At 43.3% G+C, this 13,226-nt stretch carries 14 protein-coding genes; 9 read left to right on the top strand and 5 right to left on the bottom strand.

From position 1 onward, the window contains the following. Positions 1–124 precede the first annotated feature (124 nt). The 3 genes from rpmG to radC all read right to left on the bottom strand — a co-directional run bounded on the left by rpmG (position 125) and on the right by radC (position 1,389). Complete coding sequence (gene rpmG / locus Q0V26_RS09195; RefSeq protein ID WP_005371942.1) at positions 125–292, bottom strand: 50S ribosomal protein L33; 168 nt, start codon at positions 290–292, stop codon at positions 125–127. A gap of 13 nt (positions 293–305) precedes the next feature. Beyond that, positions 306–542 (bottom strand): 50S ribosomal protein L28, encoded by a 237-nt coding sequence (gene rpmB / locus Q0V26_RS09190; protein ID WP_045039707.1) that lies wholly within the window; start codon positions 540–542, stop codon positions 306–308. 172 nt (positions 543–714) lie between these two features. Beyond that, positions 715–1,389: a DNA repair protein RadC gene (gene radC, locus Q0V26_RS09185; protein ID WP_297480992.1), complete on the bottom strand. Its 675-nt coding sequence runs from the start codon at positions 1,387–1,389 to the stop codon at positions 715–717. A gap of 238 nt (positions 1,390–1,627) precedes the next feature. On the opposite strand from radC, the gene coaBC reads away from it, so the two are divergent. The 3 genes from coaBC (at position 1,628) to slmA (ending at position 4,132) form a co-directional block, all read left to right on the top strand. Beyond that, complete coding sequence (gene coaBC / locus Q0V26_RS09180) at positions 1,628–2,842, top strand: bifunctional phosphopantothenoylcysteine decarboxylase/phosphopantothenate--cysteine ligase CoaBC (RefSeq protein WP_297480989.1); 1,215 nt, start codon at positions 1,628–1,630, stop codon at positions 2,840–2,842. A 9-nt stretch (positions 2,843–2,851) separates the two neighbouring features. Continuing rightward, positions 2,852–3,310, top strand: coding sequence for a dUTP diphosphatase (dut, locus tag Q0V26_RS09175; RefSeq protein WP_080159202.1), 459 nt, complete (start codon positions 2,852–2,854; stop codon positions 3,308–3,310). Between the two features lie 231 nt (positions 3,311–3,541). Then, a complete protein-coding gene (gene slmA, locus Q0V26_RS09170; protein ID WP_065169265.1) occupies positions 3,542–4,132 on the top strand; it encodes a nucleoid occlusion factor SlmA in 591 nt (196 codons plus the stop codon). Between the two features lie 89 nt (positions 4,133–4,221). Here the strand turns inward: slmA and pyrE are convergent, their stop codons facing one another. Together pyrE and rph are read right to left on the bottom strand one after the other, a co-directional pair. Further along, positions 4,222–4,866 (bottom strand): orotate phosphoribosyltransferase, encoded by a 645-nt coding sequence (gene pyrE, locus Q0V26_RS09165; RefSeq protein ID WP_297480983.1) that lies wholly within the window; start codon positions 4,864–4,866, stop codon positions 4,222–4,224. Positions 4,867–5,028: 162 nt separating this feature from the next. After that, positions 5,029–5,745: a ribonuclease PH gene (gene rph, locus Q0V26_RS09160; RefSeq protein WP_297480981.1), complete on the bottom strand. Its 717-nt coding sequence runs from the start codon at positions 5,743–5,745 to the stop codon at positions 5,029–5,031. A gap of 257 nt (positions 5,746–6,002) precedes the next feature. Between rph and Q0V26_RS09155 the strand changes: the two genes are divergently transcribed. The 6 genes from Q0V26_RS09155 (at position 6,003) to recG (ending at position 13,091) form a co-directional block, all read left to right on the top strand. After that, positions 6,003–6,866: a YicC/YloC family endoribonuclease gene (locus tag Q0V26_RS09155; protein ID WP_297480977.1), complete on the top strand. Its 864-nt coding sequence runs from the start codon at positions 6,003–6,005 to the stop codon at positions 6,864–6,866. Between the two features lie 211 nt (positions 6,867–7,077). Further along, a complete protein-coding gene (gene gmk, locus Q0V26_RS09150; RefSeq protein WP_036789325.1) occupies positions 7,078–7,704 on the top strand; it encodes a guanylate kinase in 627 nt (208 codons plus the stop codon). 51 nt (positions 7,705–7,755) lie between these two features. Beyond that, positions 7,756–8,034 (top strand): DNA-directed RNA polymerase subunit omega, encoded by a 279-nt coding sequence (gene rpoZ / locus Q0V26_RS09145; RefSeq protein WP_080174305.1) that lies wholly within the window; start codon positions 7,756–7,758, stop codon positions 8,032–8,034. A 17-nt stretch (positions 8,035–8,051) separates the two neighbouring features. Next, positions 8,052–10,154 carry a bifunctional GTP diphosphokinase/guanosine-3',5'-bis pyrophosphate 3'-pyrophosphohydrolase gene (spoT, locus tag Q0V26_RS09140; RefSeq protein WP_297480969.1) on the top strand — a complete coding sequence of 701 codons (2,103 nt, stop codon included), beginning with the start codon at positions 8,052–8,054 and terminating at the stop codon, positions 10,152–10,154. A gap of 124 nt (positions 10,155–10,278) precedes the next feature. Beyond that, positions 10,279–11,007, top strand: a complete 729-nt coding sequence (trmH, locus tag Q0V26_RS09135) for a tRNA (guanosine(18)-2'-O)-methyltransferase TrmH (RefSeq protein WP_297480966.1) — start codon at positions 10,279–10,281, stop codon at positions 11,005–11,007. A 2-nt stretch (positions 11,008–11,009) separates the two neighbouring features. Further along, the gene (gene recG, locus Q0V26_RS09130; protein WP_297480947.1) at positions 11,010–13,091 is read left to right on the top strand and encodes an ATP-dependent DNA helicase RecG; all 2,082 of its coding nucleotides are present in this window, start codon (positions 11,010–11,012) and stop codon (positions 13,089–13,091) included. Positions 13,092–13,226: the final 135 nt, after the last annotated feature.

The raw sequence follows: 13,226 nt of genomic DNA, 5'->3' as shown, positions 1-13,226 counted from the left end.
CAGGAAAGCAGGAAAGCAGGAAAGCAGGAAAGCAGGAAAGCAGGAAAGCAGGAAAAAGAATACCGAATTTTAAATGTAAAAAAACCCAGCTAGGCTGGGTTTTTATCAAAGACTTCAAAATCAATTACTTGATTTTAGCTTCTTTGTAAAGCACGTGCTGGCGAACTACTGGATCAAATTTCTTGATCTCAAATTTGCCTGGCATGTTGCGCTTGTTCTTGTCGGTAGTGTAGAAGTGGCCTGTACCAGCTGATGATACTAGACGGATCTTCTCACGAATGCCTTTAGCCATTGTTCAAATTCCTCTAAACGTTCTCGCCGCGGACACGCATCTCTGCAAGAACGGTATCAATACCTTTCTTATCAATGATACGCATACCTTTAGCAGTAAGACGTAGTTTAACGAAGCGTTTTTCGCTTTCTACCCAGAAACGATGAGTTTGCAGGTTCGGCAGAAAACGACGCTTGGTGGCATTACGTGCGTGTGAACGGTTGTTACCCGTTACAGGACGCTTACCAGTTACTTGGCATACTCGGGACATTACTGTCTTCTCCAAATCGTTTCGCTCGATATCTACCATGGAAATTTAATATGAAATACAAATTCCACATATAACCACAGCTATCAAAGGTCGCGCATTATACTAAGTCAAAACCAGTTGCTCAAGTCCCGAGCAGATCCTTTCTCACTTTTTTTTTCGATAATTGTCTATTTTATAGCCAACCGCGCTCGGAAAAGGAAATAACATCTCCTTCGCCGACAACAAAATGATCCAGAACACGAATATCGACTAAAGCCAGCGAATCGCTGATCTTGCGGGTTATTCGATGGTCAGCCTGACTAGGTTCAGCAACGCCTGATGGGTGATTATGCGCTAAAATTAACGCGGCTGCATTAAGTTCTAACGATCTTTTTACAACTTCACGTGGGTAAACACTCGCACAATCGAGTGTTCCTTCAAATAATACCTCGCCAGTGATCACTCGATGTTGATTGTCTAGGAATAGGATATAAAAGGCTTCGCGCTGTTTATGGCGTAATTTTTTAATTAAATATTGGCGAGTATTTTGTGGATTTGTGAGCGCATTATCTTTTTTTAAAATTTCTTCTAAATATCGATCTCCCATGGCTAAAACAGCCTTTAAAAGTGCAAATTTTGCAGGGCCTAAGCCTTTAACCTCACAAAAAGTGTCTTTATCTGCCGCAAGCAAAGCGCGTAATGAACCAAATTCTTGTAATAAATACGTCGCCAATTCCAACGCATTCATTCCTTTAATGCCAGTACGTAAAAAAATAGCTAATAATTCGGCATCAGTAAGCGCATCGCTACCGTGAGATAATAATTTTTCTCGTGGTCTAGATGCTAATGGCAATTGCTTTAGCGACATATTCCCTCCTATTATTGGTCTGCCATTAGCAAAACAGGCTACGGCTTTAATACAACCTAATAACCAATGTTCCTTGAAAGCACCTCCAAAGTTTATGATTACCCTCTCGCATTACAACAACAGAACCTCGAAATGATCACCTCAAAAAATAAAACAGTGAATTGCAGTCAATGACCGTTAATACGTTTGATGCTATCGTGTCTGCAAAATTGATTGGCATCTAAACACAGGCAAAACCATGCAAACACTGGCAGGAAAAAAAATTCTTCTCGGCATTAGCGGCGGTATCGCTGCCTATAAATGCGCCGAACTCACTCGTCGTTTAATTGAACGCGGCGCACAAGTTCAAGTCGTCATGACCAAAGCGGCCCAAGAATTCATTACACCATTAACGATGCAAGCTGTGTCAGGTAACCCCGTTTCAAGTAGCTTATTAGATCCTTCTGCAGAGGCATCAATGGGGCATATTGAATTAGCTAAATGGGCTGATTTAGTATTATTAGCACCAGCAACTGCTGATTTAATTGCGCGCATCAGTGCGGGTATGGGTAATGACTTACTTTCTACACTGTGTTTAGCAACAGATGCGCCAATTGCCATCGCACCAGCGATGAATCAACAGATGTACCGCAATGTGGCCACCCAAGAGAACCTTGCGACTCTGCAACGTCGAGGGTTGATGTTATGGGGCCCTGCGAGCGGTGAGCAAGCATGTGGTGATGTTGGTCCGGGACGAATGCTAGAGCCAATGCAATTGGTCCATCACTGTGAAGATTTTTTTCAAGCGCCAGATCTTAGAGAACTAAATATTATTATTACCGCGGGCCCAACTCGTGAAGCTATTGATCCTGTACGTTATTTAAGTAATTACAGCTCAGGAAAAATGGGATTTGCTATTGCAGAAGCAGCAGCGAAGCGTGGTGCTAACGTCACCTTAATTAGTGGGCCGGTTAATCTTACAACCCCAGTCGGTGTCACTCGTATTAATATCAATAGCGCTGAAGAGATGCACCAAGCCGTATTAGAGCGTGCAATAAATAATAATATTTTTATAGCTTGTGCCGCTGTGGCTGATTTCCGCCCTGCACATATCGCAACACAAAAAATGAAAAAACAAGATGGCAATGACGACATGGTCATTCAGCTAGTAAAAAATCCAGATATTGTTGCCAGTGTTGCAGCGCTCACTGAAAATCGCCCATTTACTGTCGGTTTTGCAGCTGAAACACAAAATGTCGAACATTATGCTCGTGATAAATTAGCCAATAAAAACCTCGACTTAATTTGTGCTAACGACGTATCCGTCCAAGGACAAGGCTTCAATAGCGACACTAACGCCTTACATTTATACTGGCCTAATGGCGATAAAACATTACCATTAGCCTCTAAAACCGATCTTGGTCAGCAATTGCTTACCGAAATTGTTAGCCTTTATCAACATGTCACGCACTAGAGCATAATTATGAATACTATCGATCTTAAAATTCTTGACCCACGCGTTGGAACAGAGTTTCCATTACCTGCGTACGCAACGACAGGTTCTGCTGGACTCGATTTACGTGCATGTCTTGATCAAGCATTAATCGTTGCCCCAGGAGAAACTCACCTCGTACCAACAGGTTTAGCCATTCATATTGGCAACCCTAATCTAGCGGCAACAATTTTACCGCGTTCAGGTCTTGGCCATAAACATGGTATTGTTTTAGGCAACCTTGTTGGTCTTATTGATTCCGATTACCAAGGCCAATTAATGGTATCAGTATGGAACCGTGGTGATACCACCTTTACTATCGAGCCGGGCGATCGTATTGCACAGTTAGTTTTCCTACCAGTGGTACAAGCACAATTTAATATCGTTACGGATTTTGATGATGCAAGCCATCGCGGTGAAGGCGGTTTCGGTCATTCTGGCAGAAAATAAAACCACCACTATCAATACACTAGTGATGCCCTTAACGCATAAAATTATTTTGATGATAAAATAACCAATAACGTTTAAATACAAAGTGCGACTATTAAGAGTTGCGCTTTTTTTGCGGATAAACTGCATACATTTACCATCGATCGCTTTTCACGACGCAATGGCATCGCTAAGATAGGCAGGGTTCATGCTGTCCATGGACAGTCTCATTTTGCAAAGGAACGATAATTCATGGCTGGCACCAAAAAAAGCAATCGCCGCGAAGAGATACTCCAGTGTCTTGCTCATATGTTGGAATCGAATCAAGGAAGCCAACGTATTACCACCAAAATGCTGGCAGCTAATGTTGGGGTCTCGGAAGCTGCACTCTATCGCCACTTCCCAAGTAAAGCACGGATGTTTGAAGGCCTGATTGAATTTATCGAAGATTCAATTACCACTCGAATTAACCGCATTCTTGATGACGAAAAAGATACCCTTACTCGTCTACGTATGGTGCTACAACTCATCTTAATGTTTGGTGAACGTAACCCAGGTCTCAGTCGTATCATGACAGGTCACGCACTGATGTTTGAACAAGATCGTTTACAATCACGCATCAACCAATTATTTGAACGTATCGAATCACAATTACGTCAAATATTAAAAGAGCGTAAGTTACGAGAAGGCAAAGGCTTTCCTATCGATGAATCAATTTTAGCTGCACAGCTATTAGGTCAAGTTGAAGGAAGTCTTAGTCGTTATGTTCGTTCTAGCTTTAAATATAAGCCAACTGAAAACTTTGATGATTACTGGCAACTGCTTAGTGGTCAGTTAGGTTAATCACACTGACAAACCACATTACAAAGCACCATAAAAAAGCGAGCGTCCATTGACCCTCGCTTTTTTATAATAACTAGTTAATTAAACGGTTATTCAACGCCGTATTGAACACGGTAGGCCGTTACAGCTGCTAAATGCTGCTCCATACCTGTTTGCTCACTTAAATACGTGACTACATCGCCTAGCGATACAATTGAAATTACCGCACAACCAAAATCACGTTCAACTTCTTGAATCGCAGATAATTCACTTTGGCCTTTTTCTTGGCGATCAATAGCGACTAACACACCTGCTAAATCAGCACCGTTCGCTTTAATTATTTCCATTGATTCACGAATAGCCGTACCCGCAGTAATAACATCATCAACTAACATAATGCGCCCTACAAGATCACTCCCAACAAGATTGCCACCTTCACCGTGATTTTTCGCTTCTTTACGGTTAAAACAATATGGCGTATCTACATCATGGTGATCCGCTAATGCAACAGCGGTGGTAGTTGCAATGGGAATCCCTTTATACGCAGGGCCAAACAACACATCAAATTCAATGTTAGCGTCAACCAATGCTTCAGCATAGAAACGACCTAGACGTGCAAGATCACGACCAGTATTAAATAAACCCGCATTAAAGAAATACGGACTGTTACGGCCGGACTTCAGAGTGAACTCACCAAACTTTAAGACACCTTTCTCTAGGGCGAATTCGATGAACTGACGCTGATATGCTTTCATTGTGGCTCCTTAAACGACTTTCGTGTTTTACAATGTTGAAATGGACACAACCTTTACATTGCGAAGAATGTAAAACTGTTGCAGCTAAAACTTATGACTATTCCTATAGCCTATAAATTTCAGATAAAAAAAAGCGGCTCCTTAATAGGAACCGCTTAATAACTAATTTTCTAATACTTGTTTCTGCATCGAAATAATATCGAATATACCGTCTTTGGCCAGCGCTAACATTGCCAATAACTCTTCATGACTGAATGCCTCGCCTTCTGCCGTACCCTGAATTTCAATCATCTTACCATCTTCGGTCATGACCACATTCATATCAGTTTCAGCAGCTGAATCTTCAAGGTACTCAAGATCGCAAATTGGTTCACCTTTATAGATACCAACCGAAACAGCAGCAACCATGCCTTTAAGTGGGCTTTTCTTAATCATGCCTTTTTCAAGCATATAATTAATTGCATCAACTAATGCCACCATCGCGCCGGTAATAGAAGCTGTACGTGTACCGCCATCTGCTTGAATTACATCACAGTCAACAGTGATCATTTGTTCACCAAGGACTTTTAAATCAACCGCAGCACGTAAACTACGCGCAATCAGACGTTGAATTTCCATGGTGCGACCGCCTTGCTTGCCACTTGCCGCTTCACGACGGTTACGGGTATGGGTTGCACGTGGCAACATACCGTATTCTGCAGTCACCCAACCTTGGCCTTTACCTTTAAGCCAACGCGGCACATTTTCTTCAACACTAGCAGTACAAATTACTTTGGTGTTGCCAAATTCAACTAATACTGAACCCTCAGCATGGGCTGTATAGTTACGAGTAATAGTGATTGGACGTACCTGAGTGGCACTTCTTCCGCTTGGACGCATCGGGATTTCCCTTTGGCTGGATGATATTAACCGGCGATTATAGCGACATCTCAATCCCAGTGCACGAGAAAACCACCGTTTAAACGATAGATTCAACCTTGTTTTGCATTCACAACAGTAGCCCGCAAGAGGCGATTTCGCATATAATGATAAAACTCGGTTACGACGCATCGCTATTGTTATTAGAAGACCTGACTTACCGTTAAATGCGCTAAGTTTAGCCGTCGCAACCATCATAACCTAAGGGCCACAAGCCAATGATCCATAGTATGACTGCCTACGCCCGTCGCGAAATAAAAGGCGACTGGGGTACTGCTGTGTGGGAAATCCGCTCAGTAAACCAACGTTATCTTGAAACCTACATTCGTATGCCAGAGCAATTCCGTAGCCTTGAGCCGGTATTGCGTGAACGTTTTCGTAAACGTTTAGCGCGTGGTAAAGTCGAATGTAATCTTCGCTACGAAGCCAACACTGCCGCTAATACTGAATTGACAATCAATGAAGCATTAGCCAAACAAGTTATCAATGCAGCTCGTTGGGTAACAGAAACGGCGGGTGAAGGTAATATTGGTCCATTCCAAGTGCTTAACTGGCCGGGAGTGATGGAAGCACCAGAACAAGATTTAGATATGATTAATAAAGATCTATTAACTGGCTTTGAGCTAGCAATGGATGATTTTATTGCCGCACGTGCAAGCGAAGGCGATAACATGAAACAATTAATCGATCATCGTTTAGCAGCTATTTCAACAGAAGCTATTAAAGTTCGTACGCTAATGCCACAAATTATGGTATGGCAACGCGAGCGCATTATGTCGCGTCTTGATGAAGCAAAAGTCGATCTTGATAGTAACCGTATTGAACAAGAGCTAATCATGCTGGCACAGAAAAGTGATGTCGCCGAAGAGCTTGATCGCCTTGACTCACACGTAAAAGAAACCCAAAAAATTCTAGCTAAAGGTGGCGCATGTGGTCGTCGTCTTGATTTTATGATGCAAGAATTTAACCGTGAATCAAACACATTGGCATCAAAATCAATTAATACTGATGTCACTGCATCGGCGGTTGAACTAAAAGTATTAATCGAACAAATGCGTGAGCAAATTCAGAATATTGAGTAAATAACACGTTACTCAAACTATCCAAGCTGATGCTATTTGGCTTGGATAGTTGTTTAAAAATACAATCTAATTATGACATTTCATCAAAGTCAGCTAGGCTTAAGATGTATTGACTCAATAAAAAGATGAATTTTCAAGCAATCAGCTAATTTCAATTATGCGCAGATCGTGATAATCTTCGCGCCCTTCTATCACTGAGTGAAAATAGGCAATGAGCAAAGGTACTCTATACATCGTGTCGGCCCCAAGTGGTGCTGGTAAATCAAGTTTGATTAATGCCCTTCTTGAAACTAATCCGACCTATGATATGAAAGTATCCGTATCCCATACGACTCGTGGCATGCGCCCGGGCGAGGAAAACGGCGTTCATTACAATTTCGTTAGCGTAGAAGAATTTACCGACTTGGTAGAACAAGGTGCATTCCTTGAGCATGCCGAAGTGTTTAGTAATTACTATGGTACTTCTCGTCCATGGATTGAACAGCAATTGAATAAAGGTATTGATGTCTTTTTAGATATCGACTGGCAAGGGGCGCGTCAAATTCGCAAACTTATGCCTGCCGCCAAGAGCTTATTTATCCTACCTCCATCAAAAGAGGAATTGGAGCGTCGACTTAATACCCGAGGTCAAGACAGCGAAGCCGTTATTGCCCGTCGTATGGAAGAAGCTCGTTCAGAAATTTCGCACTATAACGAATACGATTATGTGATCGTTAATGATGATTTCGATGTCGCATTAATTGACTTTAAAGCAATTATTCGTGCAGAACGATTGAAGCAAGACAAGCAAACTGCTAAATATAGAAGCATGTTGACTGCGCTACTAGCAGATCAGTAAGTTATTTTGTACAATTTTCTATCCCTAATTTAATAACCACTGGAGTCCTCCATGGCACGCGTAACCGTTCAAGACGCTGTTGATAAAATTGGCAACCGTTTCGATCTGATCCAAATTGCTGCTCGCCGCGCACGTCAAATGCAAACCGGCGGTAAGGATCCATTGGTTCCTGAAGAAAACGACAAATACACAGTAATTGCACTTCGTGAAATCGAAGAAGGCCTAATTACTAAAGATATCCTTGATGCTCGCGAGCGTCAGGAACTGCAAGAGCAAGAAGCCGCTGAATTAGCCGCTGTTAGTGCTATTGCTGGCGACAATCACCGTTAATCAGGGAACCAGGCGAATTGTATCTTTTTGATAGCCTGAAAGAAGTCGCAACCAAGTACCTGTCGGAGCCTCAAATTGAGGTGCTTCGACAGGCTTATCTTGTTGCTCGCGACGCCCATGAAGGCCAAACTCGTTCAACCGGCGAGCCTTATATAATCCATCCAGTTGCGGTCGCCCGTATTCTGGCGGAAATGCGTCTCGATATTGAAGCACTGATGGCAGCATTGCTGCACGATGTGATTGAAGATACCGAGGTCACTAAAGAGGATCTAGCCTGCCGCTTTGGCGATACTGTTGCCGAATTGGTTGATGGTGTCTCTAAACTCGATAAGCTCAAATTTCGCGATCGTCAAGAAGCGCAGGCTGAAAACTTCCGCAAAATGATCATGGCAATGGCGCATGATATTCGGGTTATCCTGATCAAACTTGCCGATCGAACTCACAACATGCGCACGTTAGGGGCTTTACGTCCTGATAAACGTCGCCGTATTGCTCGTGAAACCCTTGAGATCTTCTCTCCGCTTGCCCATCGTCTTGGTATCCATAACATCAAATCTGAACTTGAAGAGCTTGGCTTTGAAGCGTTATATCCCAACCGCTACCGCGTTCTAAAACAAGTCGTCGCAGCAGCCCGTGGCAATCGCAAAGAAATCATTACTAAAATTCACGCTGAAATTGAGGGTCGCCTCATTGATGCAGGAATAACTGCGGTCGTTTCTGGCCGCGAAAAGAATTTATACTCCATCTACAACAAGATGAAGAATAAAGAACAACGCTTCCATTCGATCATGGATATCTACGCCTTCCGCGTTTTGGTGAATGATCTTGATACGTGCTACCGCGTATTAGGCCAAGTACATAATCTGTACAAGCCACGCCCAAGTCGAATGAAAGATTATATCGCCATTCCAAAAGCCAATGGCTATCAGTCGCTGCATACCTCACTGGTTGGCCCGCATGGGGTACCGGTTGAAGTTCAGATTCGTACTGAAGACATGGATCAAATGGCAGATAAAGGGGTTGCAGCCCATTGGACATATAAAGACGGTGAAGCCCCAGGCACCACTGCTCAAATTAAAGCCCAACGTTGGATGCAAAGCCTACTTGAATTACAGCAAAGCGCCGGTAGCTCATTTGAGTTTATCGAAAACGTCAAATCTGATCTTTTCCCAGATGAAATTTACGTTTTCACCCCCAAAGGCCGCATTGTTGAATTGCCAGTTGGTGCCACGGCGGTTGATTTTGCTTACGCCGTGCATACTGACATTGGTAATACCTGCGTTGGATCTCGCGTCGATCGCCAGCCTTATCCATTAAGTAAACCGCTTAAAAATGGTCAAACCATCGACATTATCAGCGCCCCTGGTGCTCGACCTAATGCCGCATGGCTTAACTATGTGGTGACATCACGTGCGCGTACTAAAATTCGTCAAATTTTAAAAACCATGCGTCGTGATGAGTCAATAACTCTCGGCCGTCGTCTACTGAATCATGCCTTAGGCGGTGTGAACATGCAGACAATTGCGGAAGAGAATATCACCAAAGTATTAAGCGATCTTAAACTAGAAACTGTCGATGATTTGCTGACAGAAATTGGTTTGGGTGAACTGATGAGTGTGGTTATTGCGCGCCGATTACTGGGTAATGCCGACGAACTGACGGCGAAAAACAACGATCGTCGATTACCGATTCAAGGTGCCGATGGTATTTTGCTGACCTTTGCTAACTGTTGCCATCCGATTCATGGTGATCCTATTGTGGCCCATGTCAGCCCAGGCAAAGGCCTTGTCATTCACCGTGAAGAATGTGCCAATATTCGGGGTTATCGAAAAGAACCGGATAAGTACATGGCGGTTGAATGGAGTGAAGATTTTGAACAAGAGTTTGTCACTAACCTCAAAGTCGATATGCAAAATCACCAAGGTGCATTAGCTGATTTAACCAATACTATCGCTGCAACAGGCTCTAATATTCAAGGCTTAGCGACCGAAGAAAAAGATGGCCGTTTATATACGATTACTGTTCGCCTGACGACTAAGAGCCGTGTGCACTTAGCTAATATCATGCGCCGTATTCGTATTATGCCCGACGTCGTTCGTGTTGCTCGCCAAAAGAATTAACGCCATCAGCGTGATAGCTTGTTAATGATATGAATAAAACGCCCACTTGTGGGCGTTTTGTGTATTTGGATTCCGATCCATATTATTATAACGTCATCCTTATTATCAGAAATAGTATAACCAGATGACGCCAGATCGCTTTCAACGAATTCATCAAGTCTTAGCCACTCGCCAACCTGATCTCACCGTGTGTATGGAAGAAGTCCATAAACCCAACAATGTCTCTGCCATTATTCGTACCGCCGATGCAGTTGGGGTTCATAAAGTGCATGCCGTATGGCCCAAAGAAGCGATGAAAGTATTGAGTCATACCTCAGCGGGAGCTCGTAATTGGGTTGAACTTGAAACTCACGCAACAATGGTCAATGCCATTAGCGCTTTAAAAGCTCAGGGAATGCAGGTGCTTGCTACCAATTTATCGACCACTGCCGTCGATTTTCGTGAGATTGATTACACAAAACCGACCGCGATTATTCTCGGCGGCGAAAAAAATGGGATCACCGCTGAAGCATTAGCACTGGCAGACCAAGACATCATTATTCCAATGGTAGGCATGGTACAGTCACTCAATGTTTCCGTTGCAAGTGCATTAATTTTGTATGAAGCACAACGCCAACGTCAAAATGCAGGTATGTATGATCGCACCACCACCTTACTTGATGACAATGTAGTCAATCGCATTTTATTTGAGCGTGGTCACCCAGTATTAGCCAATGTCGCTAAACAGAAAAACTTACCGTACCCACAATTAGATGATCAAGGCCAAATTGTTGCTGATGAACAATGGTGGGCTGCAATGCAAGCGAAGAAAATCAAACATCCCGTCGCAGCTAGCGAAATTAAAAAGGACTAACCATGAGCGGACAACTCCTCAACACTGTCGCCCTCACCGAACTGGCAGGTGTTGGCGCAAAAATGGCAGAAAAACTCCATAAAATTGGGCTTAATAATGTTCAAGATGTGCTGTTTCATTTGCCACTTCGTTATGAGGATCGCACCCGCATTTGGCCGATTAATCGCGTCTCTCCAGGCCAATTTTTAACGGTTCAAGGTGAAGTTAGCCATTGCAGTATTCAATTTGGCAAACGTAAGATGTTGACAGTAAAAATTGGCGACACTACAGGCTCTGTGACATTAAAGTTTTTTAATTTTAATGCCGCGATGAAAAATAGCTTTAGCCAAGGCAAACAAGTTAAAGCCTATGGTGAAATTAAAGGCAGCCAATTTGGATTAGAAATCATTCATCCTGATTACCGCCTTTTTTCAGAGCCAACCGAATTAAATGTCGAAGAAACCCTCACTCCGGTATACCCAACCACGGATGGTTTACGCCAAACAACATTACGTAATTTAACCGATCAAGCCTTAGCTCTACTTGAAAAATCAGCCGTAACAGAATTACTTCCAACCGGGTTATACGATCAACAAATGACCCTTGCTCAAGCATTACAATTGATGCATCGTCCTACAGCTGATATTTCATTAGAACAACTTGATGCAGGAAAGCATCCCGCTCAGAAACGACTGATTTTAGAAGAATTATTGGCCCAAAATTTATCGATGCTGGCGCTACGTAGTAAAAGTCAGCAACATCAAAGTTGGTCATTAACACCGCAAGATAGCCTTAAACAGCAATTGCTTGCCAGCTTACCGTTTACGCCCACTGGCGCCCAACAACGAGTGGTAGCAGATATTGAGGCTGATCTAAACCAATCACAGCCAATGATGCGCTTAGTACAAGGAGATGTAGGCTCAGGTAAAACCTTGGTTGCAGCCCTTGCCGCTTTACGCGCCATTGAACATGGCTATCAAGTTGCATTAATGGCGCCGACAGAATTATTAGCAGAACAGCATGCACTTAACTTTGCCCAGTGGCTTAACCCGATGGGGATTAAAGTTGGTTGGATGGCAGGTAAGCTCAAAGGCAAAGCCCGTGAAAAAGAGCTACTGCACATTGCCAGTGATGAGGCAAAAATGGTGGTTGGTACCCATGCCTTATTTCAAGACCAAGTAGTGTTTAATAACCTCGCGCTGATTATTATTGATGAACAACACCGCTTTGGCGTTCATCAACGGCTTGATCTTCGCGAAAAAGGCGCAACAAATGGACGTTACCCGCATCAATTAGTCATGACTGCAACCCCGATTCCGCGCACTCTTGCCATGACGGCTTATGCTGACATGGATACCTCGGTGATTGATGAATTACCGCCAGGACGAACGCCAATTCAAACAGTAGCGTTGCCTGATAGCCGTCGTCCGCAAATAATTGAACGTATTCGTGCCGCATGCCAACAAGAAGGTCGACAGACTTATTGGGTCTGTACTTTAATCGATGAGTCAGAAGTACTAGAAGCACAAGCCGCTTCAGATACTGCCGATGAATTAACGCGCTTACTGCCAGAACTTAAAGTAGGTTTAGTTCACGGTCGCATGAAGCCCAAAGAGAAACAAGCCATTATGGCAAGCTTTAAAGCTGGGGAAATTGATTTACTGGTAGCGACTACCGTTATCGAGGTTGGGGTTGATGTACCCAATGCCAGTTTAATGGTGATTGAAAACCCCGAACGACTTGGACTCGCTCAATTACACCAGCTTCGAGGTCGCGTTGGTCGAGGTCAAATTGCCAGCCATTGTGTGTTGCTTTATCATGCGCCACTGACCAAAACAGCTCAGAAACGTTTAGCGGTATTACGTGAAAGCAGTGACGGCTTTGTCATAGCGCAACGCGATCTTGAAATTCGAGGCCCTGGTGAATTACTGGGTACTAAACAAACCGGCATTGCTGATTTTAAAGTGGCTGATTTAATTCGCGACCAATATTTGATTCCTCAAGTCCAAAAATTAGCCCGCTATATTCATGACCAATATCCTGATAACGCCAGCGCTATTATCGATCGTTGGATAGGTCAACGCGAAAATTACTCTAACGCTTAACTCTTCTTTTATCACGGTTATAACAGCCAAAAGTAATTAACCGTGATTCACTTTCTCTTACAGATTTAGACCTAGCGGCCGCCATTATTAAAAACAAAGCAAACGATTGCTATTTTTCAAAAGATCACTACAATA

It is taken from the genome of uncultured Photobacterium sp. (assembly GCF_947039875.1).
Taxonomy (GTDB): domain Bacteria; phylum Pseudomonadota; class Gammaproteobacteria; order Enterobacterales; family Vibrionaceae; genus Photobacterium.
The sequence above is the reverse complement of the archived record's forward strand: the minus strand, read 5'-3'. Positions and strand labels throughout refer to the sequence as shown.